21 protein-coding genes are annotated in these 21021 nt (G+C 70.4%); 11 read left to right on the plus strand and 10 right to left on the minus strand.

From position 1 onward, the window contains the following. Positions 1-13: 13 nt before the first annotated feature. From LBW94_RS00175 to LBW94_RS00185, 3 genes are read left to right on the plus strand one after another with little or no spacing between them, the layout of a single operon-like run. Complete coding sequence (locus tag LBW94_RS00175) at positions 14-217, plus strand: hypothetical protein (RefSeq protein WP_225056133.1); 204 nt, start codon at positions 14-16, stop codon at positions 215-217. Further along, entirely contained in the window at positions 208-1788 is a 1581-nt protein-coding gene (locus LBW94_RS00180; protein ID WP_225056132.1) for an Hsp70 family protein, read from the plus strand. The genes LBW94_RS00175 and LBW94_RS00180 overlap by 10 nt, the downstream gene beginning before the upstream one ends. 21 nt (positions 1789-1809) lie before the next feature. Further along, positions 1810-2445, plus strand: coding sequence for a vWA domain-containing protein (locus LBW94_RS00185; RefSeq protein WP_225056130.1), 636 nt, complete (start codon positions 1810-1812; stop codon positions 2443-2445). Positions 2446-2506: 61 nt separating this feature from the next. Here the strand turns inward: LBW94_RS00185 and LBW94_RS00190 are convergent, their stop codons facing one another. From LBW94_RS00190 to LBW94_RS00235, 10 genes are all read right to left on the minus strand, one after another. Then, positions 2507-3298, minus strand: coding sequence for an NAD(P)-dependent oxidoreductase (locus LBW94_RS00190; protein WP_225056128.1), 792 nt, complete (start codon positions 3296-3298; stop codon positions 2507-2509). Between the two features lie 61 nt (positions 3299-3359). Further along, positions 3360-4178, minus strand: a complete 819-nt coding sequence (locus LBW94_RS00195) for an NAD(P)-dependent oxidoreductase (protein ID WP_225056126.1) — start codon at positions 4176-4178, stop codon at positions 3360-3362. 56 nt (positions 4179-4234) lie between these two features. Further along, complete coding sequence (locus tag LBW94_RS00200) at positions 4235-4753, minus strand: DoxX family protein (protein WP_225056125.1); 519 nt, start codon at positions 4751-4753, stop codon at positions 4235-4237. A 4-nt stretch (positions 4754-4757) separates the two neighbouring features. Beyond that, on the minus strand, positions 4758-5687 hold the full coding sequence (locus LBW94_RS00205) for an alpha/beta hydrolase (RefSeq protein ID WP_225056212.1): 930 nt from the start codon (positions 5685-5687) through the stop codon (positions 4758-4760). A 124-nt stretch (positions 5688-5811) separates the two neighbouring features. Continuing rightward, positions 5812-7476 carry a thiolase C-terminal domain-containing protein gene (locus tag LBW94_RS00210; RefSeq protein ID WP_225056123.1) on the minus strand — a complete coding sequence of 555 codons (1665 nt, stop codon included), beginning with the start codon at positions 7474-7476 and terminating at the stop codon, positions 5812-5814. A gap of 83 nt (positions 7477-7559) precedes the next feature. Continuing rightward, a complete protein-coding gene (locus LBW94_RS00215) occupies positions 7560-8930 on the minus strand; it encodes a cytochrome P450 (RefSeq protein WP_225056122.1) in 1371 nt (456 codons plus the stop codon). A gap of 13 nt (positions 8931-8943) precedes the next feature. Then, entirely contained in the window at positions 8944-9135 is a 192-nt protein-coding gene (locus LBW94_RS00220; RefSeq protein WP_225056120.1) for a ferredoxin, read from the minus strand. A 10-nt stretch (positions 9136-9145) separates the two neighbouring features. Further along, positions 9146-10006 (minus strand): mycofactocin-coupled SDR family oxidoreductase, encoded by an 861-nt coding sequence (locus tag LBW94_RS00225; protein ID WP_225056118.1) that lies wholly within the window; start codon positions 10004-10006, stop codon positions 9146-9148. A gap of 63 nt (positions 10007-10069) precedes the next feature. Further along, a complete protein-coding gene (locus LBW94_RS00230) occupies positions 10070-10786 on the minus strand; it encodes an SDR family NAD(P)-dependent oxidoreductase (protein ID WP_225056116.1) in 717 nt (238 codons plus the stop codon). Beyond that, positions 10783-11586, minus strand: a complete 804-nt coding sequence (locus LBW94_RS00235; RefSeq protein WP_225056114.1) for a TauD/TfdA dioxygenase family protein — start codon at positions 11584-11586, stop codon at positions 10783-10785. Before LBW94_RS00235 ends, LBW94_RS00230 begins: the two co-directional genes overlap by 4 nt. A 222-nt stretch (positions 11587-11808) precedes the next feature. Between LBW94_RS00235 and LBW94_RS00240 the strand changes: the two genes are divergently transcribed. From LBW94_RS00240 to LBW94_RS00275, 8 genes are all read left to right on the plus strand, one after another. Beyond that, a complete protein-coding gene (locus tag LBW94_RS00240) occupies positions 11809-13311 on the plus strand; it encodes an aldehyde dehydrogenase family protein (RefSeq protein WP_225056112.1) in 1503 nt (500 codons plus the stop codon). Continuing rightward, positions 13311-14543: a CaiB/BaiF CoA transferase family protein gene (locus LBW94_RS00245; RefSeq protein WP_225056110.1), complete on the plus strand. Its 1233-nt coding sequence runs from the start codon at positions 13311-13313 to the stop codon at positions 14541-14543. Before LBW94_RS00240 ends, LBW94_RS00245 begins: the two co-directional genes overlap by 1 nt. Before the next feature lie 19 nt (positions 14544-14562). Further along, complete coding sequence (locus tag LBW94_RS00250) at positions 14563-15732, plus strand: OB-fold domain-containing protein (RefSeq protein ID WP_225056108.1); 1170 nt, start codon at positions 14563-14565, stop codon at positions 15730-15732. Further along, positions 15729-16892, plus strand: coding sequence for a thiolase C-terminal domain-containing protein (locus LBW94_RS00255; protein ID WP_225056106.1), 1164 nt, complete (start codon positions 15729-15731; stop codon positions 16890-16892). Before LBW94_RS00250 ends, LBW94_RS00255 begins: the two co-directional genes overlap by 4 nt. A gap of 314 nt (positions 16893-17206) precedes the next feature. After that, complete coding sequence (locus LBW94_RS00260; protein ID WP_225056104.1) at positions 17207-18781, plus strand: carboxylesterase/lipase family protein; 1575 nt, start codon at positions 17207-17209, stop codon at positions 18779-18781. A 124-nt stretch (positions 18782-18905) separates the two neighbouring features. After that, positions 18906-19562 (plus strand): GntR family transcriptional regulator, encoded by a 657-nt coding sequence (locus tag LBW94_RS00265; RefSeq protein ID WP_225056102.1) that lies wholly within the window; start codon positions 18906-18908, stop codon positions 19560-19562. A 222-nt stretch (positions 19563-19784) separates the two neighbouring features. Further along, complete coding sequence (locus LBW94_RS00270; RefSeq protein WP_266269412.1) at positions 19785-20048, plus strand: hypothetical protein; 264 nt, start codon at positions 19785-19787, stop codon at positions 20046-20048. A gap of 65 nt (positions 20049-20113) precedes the next feature. Then, the gene (locus LBW94_RS00275; protein ID WP_225056100.1) at positions 20114-20911 is read left to right on the plus strand and encodes an NAD(P)-dependent oxidoreductase; all 798 of its coding nucleotides are present in this window, start codon (positions 20114-20116) and stop codon (positions 20909-20911) included. Positions 20912-21021 lie beyond the last annotated feature (110 nt).

A 21021-nucleotide genomic window follows, 5' to 3' on the forward strand; every position in this document is an offset into this window, starting at 1 on the left:
TCGAAGGACACCGGTGAATCCCGTTCTCCCGCTTACCGTCAACCTGTTGCGCCGGGCGCTGGCCGGCGCCGTCGTGCTCGCCCTGCTGGTGGCGGTCGCGCTGACCGTCGGCTACTACGCCAGCGGCGGCTGGGCCACCCCGCAGCACGACATCGTGCACACCTTGCAGCGGTGGCAGCACACGATCTCACATCTGGTGCCGTTCCCGTGGCAGTAGCGCGCGCCATGATCGCCATCGGCATCGATCTCGGCACGACCTTCTCGGTGGTGGCCCATTTCGACGGCTCCGCCGCACCCCGGGTGATCGTGGCGCCCGACGGCCGCGCGATCACCCCGTCGGTGGTCCACATCGATCACGAGCGGGTGGTGGTCGGCGCGGAGGCGAACGCGCTCGGCCTCGCCGATCCGGATCGCGTGGTGCGCGGCATCAAACGTCACATGGGCACCGGCTTCACGCTGGGGTTCGACGGTGCCGAGTACACCCCCGAGACGGTGTCCGCGCTGATCCTGAAGGCGCTGGCGGACAATGCCGCCGCGGCGCTGGGCTGCCCGGCCGGTGAGCTGGCGGCCGTGGTCACCGTCCCGGCGTATTTCGGTGTGACCGAACGGGAGGCGACCGCGCAGGCGGTGCGGCTGGCCGGGCTGACGCTGCTCGATCTGGTCGCCGAACCGGTCGCCGCCGCGGCCTGTTACGGGGCCGGGCGGACCGCGAGCGGTGCGGTGCTGGTCTTCGACCTCGGCGGCGGCACCTTCGACACCACGGTGCTGCGGATCACCGCGGGCGTCCCGGAAGTCGTGGTGACCGACGGTGATTCGCAGCTGGGCGGGCTGGACTGGAACGATCGGCTCGGCGAGCTGCTGTGGGAGAAGTTCAGTGCCGCGATGGAATCCGGGACCGCCGAGGACGCGGCCGTCGACCCCGGTTTCGCCGAAGCGCTCGCCGCCGCGGCCGAACGGGCGAAAATCGCGCTGACGGGCCGGGATTCGGTTCCGGTCGTGCTGGAGTACGCGGCCGAGCGCCGGATCGTGCAGCTCACCCGGGCCGAATTCGAGGCGGCGACGGCCCCGCTGGTGGGCAACTGCCTCACCGTCGCCGATCGCGCGCTCGCCGCCGCCCGCTCCCGGGGCGCGGGCCGGCTCGAGCGCATCCTGCTGGTCGGCGGCGCGACCCGGATGCCGATGATCCGCGCGGCGCTCGCGGCGCACTTCGGTGTCGGCGTCGCCGTGTTCGAACCCGATCTGGCCGTGGCGAAAGGGGCCGCCATGCACGCGTACCACCTGGCCGCGCCGTCGCATCCGGCGCTGCCCGCCGGTGCGGCGGGCCGGGTACTCGCCGCACCCGTGCGCACGGTACTGCCACGCGCGCTGGGCATCCTGCTGCACGACAGCCGGGACCCGTCCGGCGAGGGCCGCGTCGTGCACCATGTCGTGGAGGCCAATACCGCCCTGCCGGTGCGGAATTCGCGGGCCCGGTTCGCGACGGTGCGTGACGGCCAGGACCGCATCCGGGTGGAGGTCTACGAACAGGCCGGCGCGGTCGCCTCCTCGGATCCGGGGCACAACCGCCGGGTGCTGGACGGCGAACTGGTGGACGTGCCGCCGCTGTCGGCGGGTTCGCCGATCGACATCGTCTTCGACATCGGCGCGGACGGCCGGATCAGTTGCACCGCAACCGAACCGAACAGCGGCCGGCGCCTGGTGCTGGAGTCGTACATGGAGGGCGTGCTCGACGCGGCGGATTCCGCCCGGCAGCAGGCCCTGCTCGCCCGGCTCCGGGTCCGTCTGTAGTGCCGCCGGAAAGGTGACGCGGTGAACACCTGGATACGACGTGATTTCGACTCCGCCGGGCTGACCCACTACCCGGTCGGCCCGTACCTGGCCGCGATCCAGCGGCGGTTCGGCGGCGTGGTGCTGCTGTGTATCGACGTCAGCGGCTCGATGTCCGGCAAGCCGCTGGCGAGCGCGGTGCGCGGCGCCAAGACCTTCGCCGAGGAGGCGGTGGCCGCCTACTACGAGGTCGGCGTGACGCTGTGGCACCACGCGATCGCGGCGAGCATCGCGCCGACGCGGGACCTGGCCCCGGTGTTCGGTCTGCTGGACGCCGCGGCCGCCTCCGGCGGCAACGAGATCAACCCGACCCTCGACGCCGCCCACGACCTGCTCCGCGCCCGCGACCCCCGGCTGGACCGCGTCGTCGTGATCTTCGGCGACGGCGATCTGGGCGGCAAACGCGAACAGGCCCTCGCCAAGGCCGCGGCCATGCGCGCCGACGACATCCGCATCATCACCGTCGGACTCGGCGACGCGGCGGCCCGTGCGCTGGACGAGATCTCGACCGAATCCCACGACCGCCCGCGCACCGCCACCGCGGACACCATCGACACCGAGATCGCGGGAGCGGCGGGCGGCCTGCGGCGGCACCGAGCAGCCGAGTCCGGCAGATAGGCAGTGACCGGCCCCGCCGTATACGCCGATCCCGACGGCCTCGGCCCGATACCGGCCGGTGTCAGGAGTTCGCGGGAATCACCGCGTCCAGCACGCCGAGATCCGTGCCGAGGTCGGCGGTCACGCTGCGGACCACGGCGATGTCCTTGCGGACGAATTCGCCGACGGAGTCGAAGAATCCGGCGACCGAACCCTTCGCGGCGACGCCCGCCAGGGCGCGGCTGGCGGCGCTGCCGTGCGGCAGGGCGGACAGCAGGGTGGTCTCGTCGATGCCGAGCTGTTTGCCGAGATCCACCGCGGCGGCGAGCAATCCGATGTTCGCGGTGAAGACGGCGTTGTTGACCAGCTTCACCCGCTGGCCGTGGCCGAGCGCGCCGACGTGCAGCACCGGATCGCCGTAGGCGGACAGTGCCGGGCAGACGGCGGCGAAGGCCGCCTCGGCACCGCCGACGAGGATCGTGAGGCGGCCCGCGGCGATATCGTGCGGGCCGCCGCTGACGGCGGCGTCCACCACCGAGACATCATGTGCGGCAGCGTGTTCGGCGAGGCCCTCGACCGTGCGGGGGTTGCAGGTGGTGTGCACCACCAGCGTGGCGCCCGGTCGCATGGCCGCCACCAGGCCGTCGTCGACGCACACCCGCCGGACCTGGTCGTCGGTGAAGACACAGACCAGTACGGCGTCCGCGCCGGCGGCCACCGCGGCGAGGTCCGCATGCGCCTGCGCGCCGGAATCGGCCAGCGCGCCGCGACTCTCGGGCGACCGGCCCAGCACCGCGACCTCGTGGCCCGCCTGCACCAGCCGGTCCACCATCGGCCGGCCCATCCGGCCGGCGCCTACGAATCCCAGTCGCATGCGAATCGTCTCCTCGTCGATGAGTAGTGGGCACTGCCCTCGGACGGCGGGACGGCCATCGTCAGCGGGAGTGGTTCATCAGGCCCAGCGTGGTGTCGGCAGCCTCCAGCACCACGCCCGGGGTGGCCCCGGCGGCCTCGGCCAGACCGGCGATCAGGCCGACGTCCTTGCGCAGCAGGCCACCGGCGTGCTGCGCAAGGCGGTCCATGGCGCCGGTACCGTCGATGATGCGGCCGAGGGCGAAGCTGTTCGCGGTGCCGTGCGAGATGACCTTGCCGAGCTCGAGCGGGTCGACGCCGAGCGCCTCGCCCAGGGCCAGAGTGGTGGCCGAGGTGGCCAGGTTCGCGGTGAACAGCAGGTTGTTCAGCAGCTTCGCCACCTGGCCGGAGCCGACGCCACCGAGGTGGACGATCGGGTCGGCGTAGCTCTCGAAGACCGGGCGCACCCGCGCCACCGTCTCGTCGGGGCCGCCGACCATCACCAGCAGGCGGCGGGCGGCCGCACCCGGGCCGCCACCGCTGACCGGCGCGTCGATCAGCGAAACCCCGTGCGCGGCAGCCTTGTCCGCCAGCTCGCGGCAGGTGTCCGGATGGACGGTGGAGTGCACGGCCACGATCCCGCCGGGCTTCAGGCCCGCCAGCACGCCGTCCTCGGCCTCCAGCACCTGGCGGACGTCGGTGTCGGCGACCACGCAGAGGCACACCAGATCGCTGGCGGCGGCCAGTTCCGCCGGGGTGGCGGCGGTCTTCGCCGCCGTGTCGGCGTACGGCGCCAACGATTCCGGGCGGCGAGCCCACAGGGTGGTCTCGAAGCCCTCTTCGACGATCCGGCGCGCCATCGGCCCGCCCTGGCTGCCGAGGCCGATGAATCCGACCCGCATCAGCTGTCCTCCTGACATCCGAACAAGGGCGCCGCGACCGCGACGCCCGGGCACATCTACGCCGCGGCCTCGGTGGCCGCGGCCTTCGGCTGGGGGCGGTAGAAGGCGCCCAGCAGCCCGGCGGTACCGGCGACGCCCAGCAGCAGCGCGATGCCGCCGCCGGCCCAGCCGGTGATCTCGATCCCCGCGGCATGGTCCAGCGACAGCCAGCCCGGCCCGAGGATGCCGATCGCGACCGCCACCACGGCCAGCACCAGCACGTATTCGTAGCCCTCCTTGAACACGAAGAACCCGTTGGGCCGATGCGCGAGCAGACCGGCGACCAGCATCACCGAGACGACGGCCGCCGACGCGAACGAGGTCAGCAGGCCCACGATCAGCAGCACACCCGCGCCGACCTCGGTGAGCACGCTCAGCCACGCTTGCAGCACCGGCTGCTTCAGCCCCAGCCCGCCGAACCAGCGCGCGGTGCCGGCGATCTTGCCGCCGCCGATCCAATGGTTGACCCCGTGCGCGATCATCGTGATCCCGACGACCACGCGGACCAACAGCAGCGCGACATCCGTGACGTGCACCGCCTCACCTCCTCTGCTCCGGCGCCGCGGCGCCGTCGAACTGTTCTGCCGGATCGGAGTATGCCCCGGCCCGCCGGGCGACCGCACATTCCTCCGCGAACGCCAGCACCTTCAGGTGGTAGGCGGTCGCGGTGTATCCGATGCTGATGTTGTGGCCCGCGTCGTCCTGGGTCTCGAAGATCAGCCGGGGCGCGGCGGAGAAGAGCGCGGCGACCTCGCGCAGGCCCTCCGGATCGTTGCGCCAGACCTGCTCGTGGTCGGCGGCGGTGAATCGCACCGGCACCCGGATCCGCGCGGCCAGCGCCGGGAAATGCTGTTCCGGCCACTCGTTGAGCAGCGTGCCCTCGTAGCGGGGACCGGCGGCGCCGATCAGCCCGCCGCCGACGTGTTCCGGCGGATACAGCCGGCCCGGCTGCCACAGCAGCTTCCCGACCCGCGCGTTGTCCGGCCGCGGCCGGACGGTGAGGATCTCCTCGGCCAGCGGCTGCCGCTCCCGCCCGGTGCCGGACAGTTCGACGCCGAGCAGCCGCGGCCCGCGCTCCGGATCGGCGGCCATCCGGACCGCCAGTTCGGAGCCGGCCGAGTGCGCCAGCACGAAAAGCCCCGCGCCGCGCGGCAGATCGCCGAGAATCCGGTCCACGGCGGCGTACATCAGGTCGACGCGGCGCTGCCCGTCGGCGACCTCGTCGCCGTAGGGCCGGGAGGCGCCGTAACCGGGCCGGTCCAGCGCGATCACGGTGAATCCGGCCGCGGGACCCAGGCGCAGCAGCGACAGCTCGGGATGGCCGAGGCAGTCGAAATACGCGGAAGTGGTTGCGCCGCCGTGCAAGGCGAGGACGACCGCGCGTGGTTCGGGAGCGGGGGCGAACAGGCCCGAGATCGGGATGCCGTCCACGTCGACCAGCACGGGGGCCGGTTCGCTGTTGCCGAGCATCGGTAGCTCGGCGTCGATGATCGTCACTCGGTCCTCCGGATCGGCACCCCGGTGCGGGTGCGCGGTTCACGGCAGTTCACGGCGACGTCGGCGCTCTGCTCGGGGGTGGAAAGGGCGGCGCGGCTCACGAATCCGCCCGGAGCAGCAGCACCCCGCCGGGGGTGAGGCCGCCGCTGGAGACCACGGCGACGCGGGCGTCGGCGACCTGACGGTCCCCGGCGTCGCCGCGCAACTGCGTGATGGCCTCGTGCAGCAGGCCCATGCCGTGGGTGCGGCCGTGCGAGAGCTGGCCGCCGTGGGTGTTCAGCGGGATCAGCCCGTCGCGGGCGATGTTCTTGCCGCCGTCGAGGAAGTCCTTCGCCTCGCCGATCCCGCAGAAGCCCAGGGCCTCCAGCCAGGACAGCGCGTTCATGGTGAAGCCGTCGTACAGCTCCGCCACGTCGACATCGCCGGGCCGCAACGAGGTTCGGGTCCACACGTGCGCGGCCGGGCCGAGCACCTGCGGTTCGTGGGTCAGCGTCGACTGGTCCCAGTCGATGCGCTCCACGATCTGGGTGCCGACCGCCTCCACCAGGATCGGTGTCACCGGCAGATCGGCGACGGTGTCGACGGCGGAGACGATCACGGCCACCGCGCCGTCGCAGGGCACGTCGCAGTCGTACAGGCCGAACGGGGTGGTCACCGGGCGCGCGGACAGGTAGTCGTCCATCGTCATCGGATCCCGGTAGATCGCAGTGGGATTCAGCTCCGCGTTGGCGCGCGCGTTGAGCGCGATCCAGCCCAGGGTCTCCTTGGTGGTGCCGTAACGGTGGAAATGCCGCTGCGCGTTCATCGCCAGCGTGTGCGCGGCCGAGGAGGCGCCGAAGGGGTACAGCCAGCTGCCGGTGCGCCCGCCGCGGCCGGGGCGAATCTTGCCCTGCCGCATCAGATCCGTGAAGGTGGCTTCCCACAGCGTGCGGAAACACAGCACGTGCCGGGCCATTCCGGTGGCGACGGCCATCATCGCGGCGATGATCGAACCGCTGGGGCCGAAGCTCTCCATGCCGCCGTTGTGCCAGGTGGGTTTCAGGCCGAGCGCGGCCTCCAGCGCGGTGACGCCGCCCTCGTTGAAGCCGCCCATCTCACCGCCGCCGGGATACGTTGCCAGGCCGTCGATATCGGCCATCGTCAGGCCCGCGTCGGCGACCGCGCGCTCGCACGCCTCGACGGTCAGCGCCAGCGGCGGCCGCATCAACCGGCGGCCGATCTGCGACATGCCGATCCCGGTGAGCGCGACGGTGTCCTCGAACTTCTGCTGCCGCAGCATCGGCCGGATGTGCTTGCCGAACTCGCCAGGCTCGATCTCGTCGCGCGGCAACGGATCCGGGGTCGCCGGTTGTTCGGCGGCGAGCCGGAACATCGGCAGCCACACGTCCTCGTGCTGCTCGAACACGACCTCGACCCGCTGCCCCAGCTCCAGCGCCTCGGGCTCGGCGTCGATGATGTTGGTGGTCAACCGGACCCGCGGATCGTCGGTGAGCGCGACCTGCGCGATGACGAACGGCGTCGGCACTCCCGGCATCGGGAACCGGTGGTTGACGGTGAATCCGGCGAGGGTGCCGGTGCCGGAGACGACCCGCACGCCCATGTCCGTGCCGTGGCAGTACCGGCAGACCGGCTGCGGCGGGTGGATCAGGGAGTTGCAGGATCGGCATTCCTGGATGCGCAGCTGCCCGTCCTCGCCCGAGGTCCAGAAGAACTCGTTCAGCAGGGTCAGCTGCGGCAGGGGACGCCCCGATGCGTCGGCCATGTCGCCTCCTCGGTCGATCGTGTGCATGGACCGCCCCGCTGCCGCCGCGGAAGGTCGCGGCGGCAGCGGGGCGGATGACGGAATCAGATCTGTGCCTGGTCCTTGCGGACGGTCACCGGCTCGGCGAGCTGCTGCTCGTCGCAGATCTGCTGGAGCTTCTCCAGTGTCTCGTCCAGTCCGGCACCGATTCTCGGTCCCGGAGTGAACGTCGCCGGCAGGTGCCGCATGCCCTGGATGACGCCGATGGTGTCGTAGTGCACCGTCGCCTCCGCGTCGCAGACGTAGTCGGGCATCCGGTCCAGCACGGCCAGCAGCATCCGCTTGAACACCATGCGGGCCATGTTCGACCCGATGCAGCGATGGACGCCGAGACCGAAGCTGTAGTGGCGGTTACCCTTCCGCTCCAGATCGATCTCGCCGGGATTCTCGAAGACCGAGGGATCCCGATTCGCCATCGCCCAGGACAGCCACAGCCGCTCGCCCTCCTTGAACTCCTTGCCCGCCACCTCGACGTCGGCGTCGAAGGTGCGACCGTCGCCGGGGGCGGGTGTGTAGTAGCGGAGGAACTCCTCGGTGGCCGAGTCCAGAATCAGATCCCGCTCCTTGCTGAGCAATTCGCGGCTGTCCGGATTCTGGCCCAGGTACTCCAGGGAGTGGGCCGTCAGCGCGGTGGTGGTGTCGAAACCACCACCGATGATCAGGCCCAGCATGCCCAGCGCCTCCATGTCGGGGATCGGCTCCCCGTTCATGGTGGACTGGGCGACGGCCTTGATCATGCCCGGACGCGGATTCTGCTTCACCTCGAAGTAGTTGGTGAGCAGATCCCGGCCCATCTCGGCGTGCAGGGCGGTGACCCGCTCGATATCGGGCGAATCCGGCGGGGTGTACACGGCGGCGTGCACCGGCTCGTTGTAGACGACCCACTTCTTCAGCGGGATGCCGAGCATCGCCAGGGTGAGCACCGCCGGAACGATGTTCGCCAGTTCGTCGACGAAGTCGATCCGGCCGCTCTCGATCTTCTCGTCGAGAGCGGCGCGAACGACCTCGTCCACGAACGGAATCCACCGATTGACCGCTGCCGGTGAGAGATACGGATTGAGCGCACCTCGCAACTCCCGGTGCTCCGACCCGTCCATCTCCAGGATGCCGCCGCGCACGCCACGGGCACGCGCCGGGGTCGGAATCGAGATGCCCTTGTACCCGCGGCGGGTGTTGTCGAAATCGTTCTCGTTGGAGACGTGGGGGCAACGGGCCAGTTCGAACACCTCGCGGTTGCCCGCGGCCACCCAGTGCCCGTCGTAGGTCTCCGACCATGCGACGGGGCACTTCTCCTGCATGTCGCGGGTGATATCGCCGAACTGCTCACGATATTCCGCGGTGTGCCGATCGAAATGGAACGTCGGCTGTCGGTGTGCGGCCTGCTCGGTCACGGCGGGCCCGTTGTCCACAGTCACTGCGCTGTCCTGTTCAGTAGATGGAGATGGCCTGTTCCGGGCAGGAGTGCACGGCCTCGCGGACCGCATCCTCCTGATCGGCCGGCACGTCTTCGCTCACCGGGGTCGAGTGACCGTCGATTTCACTGAGCTGGAATGCTTTCGGGGCGATCATGGCGCAGAGCGTGTGACCCTGGCAGCGCTCCGAATCGACGCGTACCTTCATGCGTTTTCTCCTAGACGTGGTAGTCGTACCACTTGAGGTAACCACCGGCGTCCACGCGCTGCTGGGTACCGGTGACGTAACGGGATTCGTCCGAGGCGAGGAACAGCACCATGTTGCTGATCTCCTCCGGCTCGATCCACGGAATCGGCATGGCCTGCTGCACGTAGAACGCCGGGGTGGCGTCTTCCTTGGTCGGGTGCTCCAGGTCGGGACGGAACGACTGGTACATCGGCTCGCTCTGCAACATGGGGGTGTTGCAGTTGGTCGGATGCACGACATTGGCCCGGATCTTGCGCGCCGCGAGATGGGTGGCGATGTCGTTGATGTACTGCGACAGCAGCCGCTTCGCCACCATGTAGGCGACACCGCCCGGATCGGTGCCGACCTGGGGCTTGTTGGAGGCATCCATCAGCGCCGCGGTGGAACCGGTGGCGATGATGGAGGCGCCCTCCTCCAGGTACGGCAGCGCGGCCTGCACGGCGTTGATGGTGCCGATCAGGTTGGTGTCGATGACATCCGACCACGCCTGCCACGCCGGATCGCCCTTCATACCGGCGATCCCGGCCTGGGCGACGACGATGTCCAGGTGGCCGAACTCGGCGACGCCCCGCTCCAGCACGGCCTTCAGGGCACCGCCGTCACGGACGTCGGCCTGCTCGGCGTGGATGCGGCGGCCGGTCTTCTCGACCAGACGGGCGGTCTCCTCGAGGTCCTCCGGCCGCGACAGCGGGTACTGGATCGTGTCGATCTGCTTGCAGATGTCGACAGCGATGATGTCCGCGCCCTCTTCGGCCAGCTTGACCGCATGGCTGCGGCCCTGTCCACGTCCGGCGCCGGTGACGAAGGCGACCTTGCCCTCTACGCGTCCCACGGCTTGTCCTTTCCTAGTTCTTCTTCGGGCTGCCCCACTCGAAAATCCGGGTGGGATATGGGGTTACGTGTTACGACCGCCGTTGACGCCGAGGATCTGCCCGGTGATGTACCCGGCGTCCTCGGAGACGAGGAAGGCGACGGCGGCGGCGATGTCCGAGGGCAGCCCGACCCGGCGCACCGGGGTGCGCTGGGCATGCTCCTCGATGGTCCCGCCGAGCAGCTGCTTCTCCTCCGAGCGTCGCAGCATCGGGGTGTCGATGAACCCCGGCGGCACCGCGTTCACCGTGATCCCGTGCGGACCCAGTTCCAGGGCAAGGGATTTGGTGAGACCGTTGACCGCCGACTTGGCCGCCACGTAGGCGGACATGAACGGCTGACCGGAGTGGGTGCTGGAGGAGGAGATGTTGACGATGCGCCCCCAGCCGGCCTCCATCATGTCCGGCAGCACCGCCTGCACGCCGTGGAAGACGCCGTGCAGATTGATGTCGATGATCCGTTCCCACTGCTCGAAGTCGAGGTTCTGGAAGCGGCGGTACTTCTCCATGCCCGCGCCGTTGACGAGCACCGTGATCGGGCCCAGCTTCGAGCGGATCGAGGAGACCGCGGCGGCGATCTCGTCCGGGTCGGTGACGTCGGCCTTGTAGGCGAAGTCGTCGTCCGCGGACGGGTTCAGGTCGAGAATCGCGACGTTGTAGCCGTCGGCCCGCAGCCGGGTGACGATACCCGCGCCGATACCCGACGCACCGCCGGTGACAATGGCCGTTTTACCTGCGTTCATGCCCAGGGCTCCTCGCCTGCGATGGTGGTGCGGTGCATGGTCCGTTCGGATTTCGGGTCGTACGGCAGCGCGCGGTGCAGCATGCCGGTGTTGTCCCAGATCACGACGTCGCCGACGGTCCAGTCGTGGGTGTAGCGGAAGCGTTCCTGAGTGGTCCACTCCAGGAGTTCGTCGAGCAGTTCACGGCTCTCGCCGGGTTCCAGGCCGACGATGTGATCGGCGGTCGCGCCGATGACCAGCGAGCGGCGGCCGTCGGCGCGCTGCCAGACCAGATCCGTCTCGTGGGTGGGCAGTCGCCGCCAGTCGGCCAGCTGCGCGTCGGTGGGCTCGGGATGGACCAGTCGCTGCGCGGCCTCGAAACTGTGCACCACGCGCAGGCCGTCGTACCGCTTCTTCTGCTCGTCGGTCATCGCCTCGTAGGCGGCGTAGGTGCTGGCGAATTCGGTTCCGCCACCGACCATCGCGACGTGCCGGGCGGTCAGCATGGTCGCCTTCGCCGGGACGTCGTTGGTGGTGTCGTCGATGTGCCAGCAGAGCGTTCCCCTGAGATACTCGGCGGCGGGGGTCTTCGCGGGGTCCAGGGATACGGTGAAGATCTCCCGGCCGCCCGGCGCCAGCACCGTGCCGAGCCGGCGGCTGAACGTCAGTTGTGCCTCGTCGTCGAGGTGCAGACCGCGGATCAGCAGCACGCCGCGCCATTTCAGCGCTTCCAGGCACCGGGCGATCACCGCGTCGTCGAGCCCGTCGACGCCGGTGACCTCCACCCCTAACGCGGGGCTCAGTGCTGTAGTGTCGATCACAAGAATCTCCCTTTCGGATGTGAGAACCGTACTCTCGCGCGGAATGGCTACGCAAGGGCTGTAGCAATCTCGCCGTCGAGTTACCGCCGAGATGCGGCGACGGCAAAATTCGAGGTCGTCGGCGGGGGTGTCGAGAGTTCGGGATTGTTGCTAGAGTCCGCCGCAGACGAATGTATCATTCTCCAATAAAGAGAATGTTGTTTCCATCTTGGAGGAGACCGTATGCCATCTCAGGAAACAGCGGCGGCGACCTCGGCCGACGCCGCGATCAGCGCGGCCCCGGAGGACGTGGTGAAGCGGCTGCTGATCGACGGACAACTGGTCACCGCCGAGCAGACCTTCCCCTCGATCAATCCGGCCACCGGTGAGATCTTCGGATACGCGCCCGACGCCTCGCTCGAACAGGCCGAGCAGGCGATCCTGGCCGCGCGCCGCGCTTTCGACACGACCGACTGGTCCACGAACGTCGCGCTGCGCCGGCGCTGCCTGGAGCAGTTGTACGCGGCGTTGCGCGCCGACGTGGAGGAGCTGCGGGAGCTGACCATCACCGAGGTCGGCGCCACGGTGGTGCTCACCAAGGGCAATCAGCTGGAGATCCCGCTCGAGATCGTCCGCTACTACGCGGAACTGCTGAAGACCTATTCCTTCACCGAGGATCTCGGCGTCGTGGACGTGCGCGGCACCGCGCACCACCGCTGGCTGGAGAAGGAGCCCGCGGGTGTGGTCGCCGCGATCGCGGCCTACAACTACCCGCATCAACTCGCGCTGGCGAAGCTGGCCCCGGCGCTGGCGGCCGGCTGCACGGTGGTGCTCAAGGGCGCCCCCGACACCCCGCTGTCCACGCTGGCGCTGGGCGAGATCATCGCGAAGACCGATATCCCCGCGGGTGTGGTGAACGTGCTGGGCGGCACCGAGGTCGCCGTGGGCGAGCTGCTGACCACGCATCCGGCCGTCGACGCGGTCACCTTCACCGGCTCCACCCCGGTGGGCCGCAAGATCATGGCGGCGGCCAGCGATACCCTCAAGCGGGTGTTCCTGGAACTGGGTGGCAAGTCCGCGGCGATCGTGCTCGACGACGCCGACTTCAAGCAGGCCGCGCAGTTCGTCGGCTTCTCCATCGTCACGCACGCCGGCCAGGGTTGCGCGCTGACCAGCCGCATGCTGGTGCCGCGGCAGCATCACGACGAGATCGTGGAGCTGGTCAAGGCCAACTTCGGCATGGTCCGCTACGGCGACCCGCACAACCCGAAGACCTACATGGGCCCGCTGATCAGCGAGCGGCAGCGCGACAAGGTCGACGGCCTGGTGCAGCGCGCGGTCGCCGCTGGCGCCACGCTGGCCTTCGGCGGCGAGAAGGTCGACCCCGGCTTCTTCTACCAGCCGACGCTGCTCGCGAATGTCCATCCCGACAGCGAGATCGCGCAGGAGGAGGTGTTCGGCCCGGTGCTGGCCGTCATCCCCTTCGATGACGACGACGAGGCCGTGGCGATCGCCAACAATTCGCAGTACGGCCTGTCCGGCGGGGTGTTCTCCGGCGATCAGGAGCGGGCGAAGGCGGTGGCCCGGCGCATCCGCACCGGCACGTTCAGTATCAACGGCGGCAACTACTTCTCCGCCGACGTGCCCTTCGGCGGTTTCAAGCAGTCCGGCATCGGCCGCGAGAGCGGTGTGGCCGGTATGGAAGAGTTCCTGGAGATCAAGGCGCTGGCGGAGGTGGCCCGATAATGACCGAGAACGAGCAGCCGGAGCGTAGCGGCCCGCTGGCGGGCATCCGTGTCCTCGAGGTCGCGATGTACGGCTTCGTGCCGTCGGCCGGTGCGGTGCTGTCGGACTGGGGTGCCGACGTCATCAAGGTCGAGCACGCGGTGACCGGTGATCCGCAGCGCGGCCTGCGGCAGATCGGCAAGTTCAAGGTGGAGGGCGACCCGAACCCGAACGTCGAGCACGCCAACCGCGGCAAGCGCAGCATCGGCATCGACATGTCCAATCCCGAGGGACAGGCGGTGATCCACGAGCTGGCGAAGACCGCGGACGTGTTCCTCACCAGCTTCCTGCCCGCACACCGCACCAAGTTCCACATCGATGTCGACGACATTCGCGCGGTCAACCCGAAGATCGTCTACGCCCGGGGCAGTGCGCTGGGCCCGCGCGGCGCCGAGTCCGGCAAGGGCGGCTTCGACATGACCGCGTACTGGTGCCGCGGCTCGGTCGCGGCCACCATCACGCCGCCGAATGTGGACGGCATGATCAACCCGCCCGGACCGGCCTTCGGCGACACCATCTCCGGCACCAACCTGGCCGGCGGGATCGCGGCGGCGCTGCTGAAGCGGGAGCGCACCGGCGAGCCGTCGGTGGTGGACGTGTCGCTGCTGTCCAGCGGCCTGTGGTCGATGGGCCACACCATCGCGCTGTCGGCCTATGTGAAGGAGCCGTTGCAGGCCCCGCCGGTGGGATCCCACGGCGCGCCGACCAACCCGCTGTCCGGGCTGTACGCCACCAAGGACGGCCGCTACCTGTCGTTCGTCATGTTGCAGCCCACCAAGTTCTGGGGTGACGTGGCCCGCCACATCGACCGCCCGGAACTGGCCGACGATCCGCGCTTCGCCACCGCGGCCTCGATCGCCGAGCACACCGAGGAGGGCGTGGCGATCCTGCGCGAGGCCATCGGCTCCCGCACCCTCGCGGAGTGGACCGAGAAGCTCGCCACCCTGTCCGGGCCCTGGGCGCCGGTGCAGGACGCGTTGCAGGCCGTCGACGATCCGCAGGTGCGGGCCAACGAATTCGTCCGGCAGGCAGGCGATCTGACCCTCGTCGCCAGCCCGGTGCAGTTCGATGTCACCGCGCCGGACCTGCGCCCCGGACCGGAGTTCGCCGCCCAGACCGAGGAGGTCCTGCTGGAACTCGGTCTGGACTGGGACCGCATCATCGCCCTCAAGACAGCGGGCGCGATCACCTAATGCCGCTGGAGAAGTCGCCATGCCGTACATCGCTTCGATAGGTACCTATCTGCCCTGCTGGGGCGCCTCGCACGCGCGCGTGCTCGGTGACGACGAGGATGCCATCACCCTCGCCGTCGAGGCCGGGCGCGCCGCGCTGGCCGGCGCCACGGTGGAAAGGGTCGTGCTGGTCAGCCGGGATCTGCCGCTGCTGGAGAGCAGCAATGCGGCGGTCCTGCTGGCCGGACTCGGCCTGGATCCGGAACTGGAGGTGACCGAGCGGCTCGGCGGCGCGCCCGCCACGCTCGACGCGCTCAGTTCCGCCCGTCCCCGCACCCTGATCATCGGGGTGGACACCGAGCCGGCCGGAGCCGCGGCCGCGCTGGTGGGGGAGCGGGGACTCCAGGTGCGCACGGCCGCGCGGATCGCGCGCAGCCTGCCGGTGCGCACCCGCAACGCGGTCGGTATCCACGATTACGGCGATCCGCGACTGCTGCACGAGCGCGGCCTGCTGGCCTCGCTGACGGCGGCCTGGGTCGACACCCCCGCGGCGGTCGCGGGGGTGGACCATCGGGAGGCCGAGGCGCTGTGCGTCGGCGAGCCGGCCCGGCTGCCCACCCTGGGCGCCGGCGCCGGACTGTTCGCGCTCGCCGCGATGGCCGAATGGGGTCAGACCGGTCTGCTGGCCGGTATCGAGCAGGCCAGCCTCTCCGGGGTGACCGTCGCCGACGGCGTCGCCGCGGTGCATCGGCACGAACCGGCCGCGCGCACGGTCCCCGAGGGATATGTGGTGCCCGGCGGCGACATCCCGATCTCGCTGGCCGCCTACGAGCGGGCATTCGAGGCGAAGGTGCGCTGGGAGGCCGGAAAGCATTCCGGCAGTGACGAATTGGACTTCCCGCCGCGCTACCGGGTGGGCGACGACGGCACCTTGAGCACCGACTACACGCTGGTGCCGTTGCCGCGCACCGGAACCGTGTACACCGGTGTCACCGTGCAGGTTCCGGTCCCCGGGCTGCGCAGCCCGTACTCGCTGGTCATCGTCGAACTCGACGAGGTCGGCGTGCGGGCGCTGGTGAAGGTGACCGGCGCCGATCCGGGCGTGGTCGGCATCGGCGACCGCGGCCGGATGGTGTTGCGGCGGGTCGCGATTCGTTCCGGTGTGCCCGACTACGGTTACGCCTTCGAGCCTCTGGAGGGTGTGTCTTGAGAAGAGTCGCCATCGTCGGCGCCGGGATGACGCCGTTCGCCGAGCATTTCGCGCTCGGCATCAAGGATCTGCTGCCGATGGCGTACGCCGAGTGCGCGGGCAGCGTCGACAAGGGCCTGCGCAAGTCGGACGTGCAGGCGGCCTGGTTCGGGGCCATGGGCACCACCGACGGATTCCCCTCCGGCAACCTCGCGGATACCCTGGGGCTGCCCGACATTCCCGTCACCCGCATCGAGAACTCCTGTGCCACCGGCAACGACGCGATCCGCAATGCCCTGTTCGGTATCGCCTCCGGCGCTTTCGACGTGGCGCTGGTGGTGGGTGCGGACAAGGTCCGCGAATCCCCGTCGAAGAACCTGATGTGGGAGTGGGAGGCGATGACCCGCGACCAGGCCTGGGACTACCCGCTGGGCCTGATCGCCCCCGCCGGCTTCGCCATGCACGTGGCCCGGTACCTGCACGAGTCGCCTGCCACCCGTGAGCACACGGCCATGGTGGCGGTGAAGAACCACCGGCACGGCGCCCGGAACCCGAAGGCGCGCTTGCGTTTCGAGGTCACCCTCGAACAGGTGCTGAATGCCCCGACCGTGGTCAGCCCGTTCGGCCGCTTCGACTGCGCCCCGCAGAGCGACGGCGCCGCCGCCGTGCTGCTGGCCGCCTCGGACGTCGTCGACCGCTACACCGATCGCCCGGTCTGGGTGCGAGGGGTCGGGCTCGGCCTGGATTCGGTGATGCACCAGCACAAGCGGGACATGACCACCTTCCCGGCGACGGTCCGCGCCGCCAGGCAGGCGTTCTCGATGGCCGGGCTCACCCCCGGCGATATCGACGTCGCCGAGGTCCACGACTATTTCACCGGTATCGAGCTGATGAGCTACGAGGATCTCGGCTTCGCCGAGCGCTTCGAGGGCTACAAGCTCCTGGAGGCCGGCGTCACCTCCGTCGGCGGCGCCCTCCCGGTCAACCCCAGCGGCGGCCTGAAGACCAAGGGCCACCCGCCGGGGGCCACCGGCGTCGCCCAGTGCGTGGAACTGTTCCAGCAGCTGCGCGGCGAGGCCGTCAACCAGGTGGACGGCGCCCGAATCGGCCTGGCCCACAACCTCGGTGGCCCCACCGCGGTATCGGCCGTGACCCTGCTGTCCGGTCCGGGGACGCTGTAGCGGGCCCTGCTGTGGCACACCGGCGTCGCGTCGTGCGCGGCACTGCCGACGGACAATCGCACGGTGTCGGTGGCCCGGCCGATCGGACTTCGCGATCGGATCGGCCTCGGGACCGTCCGCCAGCGGCCGGGGCGTGAAGTCGGAACAGCCGGAAATGCCCTGGTGAAAGGCTCGTGAACAGCTGATTCGCCCGCCGGGCAAACCTGCCGGTCGATCGGTTGCGGGCATGTACGGGCCATTTCCGGGGCTGGACGCCCGGATTCGGATCGGACACAATCGGGCGGTTCGGACGTGTGTACGCAGGATGGTGTGAAGTGTCGGGCAACCGGCGGGCGCGCAACGAGAAGGCGCGAGGATTCGACCGCCGCCGGTTTCTCGGGATGAGTGCGGTGGCCGGTGTGTCGGCGCTGGCCGCGTCCTCGGCGGCGGTCGGTGCGCCGGTGGCGCATCCGCATGTGCTGACCACCGGTGGCGTGGTGCGTGGCCGGTCGGAGGGGGATGTCGCGGTCTTCCGGGGGATTCCGTTCGCGGCGGCCCCGGTGGGGGAGTTGCGGTTCCAGGCGCCGGTCGCCCATCCGGGCTGGCCGGGTGTCCGCGACGCCGGGCAGTTCGGCCCGCCACCGCCGCCGGTGGCCGCGAGCGTGCAGAACGTCGCCGCGAATGCCGGTGCGGCGGGCGACGAATGGCTCACCGTCAACGTGTGGTCGCCGGATCTGCGGGCCCGCGGGTTGCCGGTGCTGGTCTGGATCTACGGCGGGGCCTGGTCCGGCGGCGCGGCCAGCCTGCCCGGCTACGACGGGCGGCGGCTGGCCGAGCGCGGCGCCGTGGTGGTCGGCATCAACTACCGGGTCGGCGCGGAGGGCTTCCTGCAACTGGCCGGGGCCCCGGCCAATCGAGGCCTGCTCGATCAGGTGGCCGGACTGCGCTGGGTGCGCGACAACATCGCGGCCTTCGGCGGCGATCCGCGGCGGGTCACGGTGTTCGGGCAGTCGGCGGGGGCCGGATCGATCGCCTGCCTGCTGGCGATGCCGTCCGCGGCGGGCCTGTTCCACGGCGCCATCTGCCAGAGCGTGCCCCTGTCCTCGCAGCGGCCGGAGCTGGCCCGCGATATCGCCGACGTGCTCACGGCCCGGCTGGGCCGCCGGGCGACCGCCGCGGAGCTGCGGGACCTGCCACCGGCCGCACTCGGCGCGGGGGTGTGGGCGGCGGCCCGCGACGGCGCCGCGAACCGGCTGCGCTGGGGGCCGGGGGTGGCGGTGACGGTCTTCCATCCCGTGGTGGACGGCGTGGTGCTGCCCGAGGCGCCGCATCACGCGCTGGCGCGCGGCGTGAGCCGGGAGGTGCCGCTGATCGTCGGCCACACCCGCGACGAGTACCGGGTGTACCTGGCCGGGGCCACTCGGATCGCCGCCGCGCGCACCGACGAACTGCTGCGGCAGCTGGCACCGGTGCCCGACGGCGCGCGGGCATACCGGGCCGCCTACCCGGGCGTCGGCGACGGGCAACTCTACGAGATCGTGCAGTCGGACTTCTACTATCGGATGCCGAGCCTGTTCCTGGCCCGCGCGCACGCGCGCGGCGGCGGCACGTCCTATCTGTACGAATTCCGCTACGGGCGGCCCGCGTCCGGCGCCGGGCACGGGGCCGAGGTGCCGCTGGTCTTCGGCACCGGCCGACCGGATCCCGGCACGTCGGCACTCGGCGAGCAATTACGGGATGCCTGGATCTCCTTCGCCGCGAACGGATCTCCTGGCTGGGTCAGCTACGGGCCGGAGTCGGAGCAGACCCGGCTGTTCGATATCGTGTCCGGCACCGGCCGCTATCCCGAGCAAGCCTCGGCCCGAATCTGGGCGAACCACCCGTTCGACCCGGTGGCAGCGCCCGCGTGATCGTCCCGGTGTCACATACCGGTGTGACGCGCGGCACCCCGGCTATGGCCGGGTGAATTGTTGCCAAAAAATTTGGCATAATTTCCAACAAAACACGATCGTGGGGAGCGCCAGGACGGTGTCGGTGTCGGATATTCGCGAGTTGCAACGCGGGACGCAGGGCAAGGCCATTGCCGCCGAACGACTTCGCCGTGCCATCCGCGCGGGTGAGGTGGCTCCCGGGCAGCGCCTGGTGGAGGCCGAACTGGTCGAGCAGTTCGGGGTCACCCGGGGCAGCGTGCGCTCCGCGATCGACGAACTGACCGCCGAGGGCCTGATCGAGCGTATCCACAACCGGGGTGCGCGGGTGCGGTCGGTGTCGCGGCGGCAGGCCGTGGAGATCCTGGAATGCCGCAAGGTGCTGGAGGGCCTCATCGCGGCCAAGGCCGCCGAGCGCGTGACCCCCGCCGACGTGGAGCGCCTGCGCGACTATTCCGACCGCCTGACGACCGCCGTCCGCGACGGCGAGCCGCTGAAGTACTCCAGCCTCAATCACGAACTGCACGCGGTACTGCGCGAGATCGCCGGACAGGACACCGCGTCGGACCTCATCGGCCGTCTCAACGCCCAGATCGTGCGGCACCAGTTCCAGGTGGCCCTGCTCCCGGGCCGCCCCCAGGTCTCGCTCGGCGAACACCTCGCCGTGGTCGACGCCGTGATCGCCGGTGACGCCCCCGCCGCCGAGCGCGCGATGCGCGACCACCTGGACAGCGTCATCGTGGCCCTCGCTCGATTCGACTGAGCTGCAAGGTGTCCGGCCTATCGGACGGGCGCCGGCGGCGCGCGGTTCAGGGCGGTTGTCCGGGCATTCGTGTCCGGGTGTGGCAATCGGTCACGCTGCTCGTGGTTCGATGCCGCCGCGCGGATTCGGTCGCGACAGTCGCGGTGGAAGCCCGTCGACGTGACCGTGCCCGACCGACGTGACCGTGCCCGACCGACGTGATCGTGTCCGACCGATGTGATCGTGCTCATCGACGTGACCGTGTTCATCGACGTGACCGTGTCCATTGATGTGACCGTGTCCATCGACGTGACCGTGCCCGTCGACGTGACCGTGTCCGACCGACGTGACCGTGCCCGTCGACGTGACCGCGCCTACCGCGCGACCGTGCCGCCGAGCACGTGGCAGCCCACGTCCATCGGGTCGGTGCAGTGCCGGTGGTGTCGTTCTCCGACGAAATTGTTGACAATTCTGCGCACACGCGCCTACGGTCGTTGGCGGAGGTGACGCACGCGGCGTGCGTCCCGGTCGCTCACCGGTGACCGGAGGTGATGACGAGTCGAGGTGATCCAGTGCCGGAGAACGCGGTGGGCGGTGCCCCGCCACGGGTGGCGATACTCGGTCTCGGGGAGGCCGGCTCCGCCTTCGCCCGCGATCTGGTGGCGGCCGGGGCCGACGTCCGGGGTTTCGATCCGGTGATCGCCGCGCCCGCCGGGGTGCGGCAGCGCGACAGCGACGCGGATGCGGTGTGCGACGCCGACCTGGTGTTCGACCTGACCACCGGCGACGAGGCCGAGGCCGCCACCCGCGCGGCCCTGTCCGGCCTGCGGCCCGGCACGCTGTGGGCCGAGGCGAACACCGTCGCTCCCGCGCTGAAGGTGCGGCTGGCGGAACTGGTCGCCGGAACCGGTGCGACGCTGGTCGACGTCGCGATCATGGCCCCCGTGCCCGGCAAGGGCCTGCGCGTGCCGATGTACGTCTCCGGCCCCGACGCCGCCCGATTCCGCGACCTGCTCGCACCCTACGGCGTCGACGTCGAGCACATGCCCGGCCCGGTCGGGGTGGCGAGTTCGCGCAAACTGCTGCGCAGCGTCGTCTACAAGGGCCTGGCCGCCGCGATCGTGGAGGCGATGGCCGGGGCCCGCGCCGCCGGCTGCGCGGACTGGTTCCACGAACACCTGACCACCGAATTCGTCCGCTTCGACCCGGACATGGTCGACGGCTTCCTCGAAGGCAGCTACACCCACGCGGTCCGCCGCGCCGAGGAGATGGCCGCCGCCGCAGAACAACTCACCGACCTGGGCATCGAACCCCGCATCGCGACCGCGGCCCGGGACTCGCTGCGCGCGATCGCCGCTGGCGCCGGGTAGGCGTGCGGCGCTGAACGTGGTCCGGCAGGTCCCCGCCGGATCCCCGCTCGGGTGGGCGTCCGGTGTCGACGATGAGGGCAACACCGGGCCCCACTCGGGTTTTGATTGTA

Origin of the sequence: Nocardia sp. alder85J (assembly GCF_020176955.2) — a bacterium.
GTDB lineage: Bacteria > Actinomycetota > Actinomycetes > Mycobacteriales > Mycobacteriaceae > Nocardia.

Bases quoted from the DNA above. Each gene is read 5' to 3' on its own strand.
- LBW94_RS00190 (WP_225056128.1), bottom strand. From the start codon at position 3,298: ATGCGACTGGGATTCGTAGGCGCCGGCCGGATGGGCCGGCCGATGGTG.
- LBW94_RS00240 (WP_225056112.1), top strand. From the start codon at position 11,809: ATGCCATCTCAGGAAACAGCGGCGGCGACCTCGGCCGACGCCGCGATC.
- LBW94_RS00245 (WP_225056110.1), top strand. From the start codon at position 13,311: ATGACCGAGAACGAGCAGCCGGAGCGTAGCGGCCCGCTGGCGGGCATC.
- LBW94_RS00195 (WP_225056126.1), bottom strand. From the start codon at position 4,178: ATGCGGGTCGGATTCATCGGCCTCGGCAGCCAGGGCGGGCCGATGGCG.
- LBW94_RS00220 (WP_225056120.1), bottom strand. From the start codon at position 9,135: ATGAAGGTACGCGTCGATTCGGAGCGCTGCCAGGGTCACACGCTCTGC.
- LBW94_RS00250 (WP_225056108.1), top strand. From the start codon at position 14,563: ATGCCGTACATCGCTTCGATAGGTACCTATCTGCCCTGCTGGGGCGCC.
- LBW94_RS00210 (WP_225056123.1), bottom strand. From the start codon at position 7,476: ATGGCCGACGCATCGGGGCGTCCCCTGCCGCAGCTGACCCTGCTGAAC.
- LBW94_RS00230 (WP_225056116.1), bottom strand. From the start codon at position 10,786: ATGAACGCAGGTAAAACGGCCATTGTCACCGGCGGTGCGTCGGGTATC.
- LBW94_RS00205 (WP_225056212.1), bottom strand. From the start codon at position 5,687: ATGCTCGGCAACAGCGAACCGGCCCCCGTGCTGGTCGACGTGGACGGC.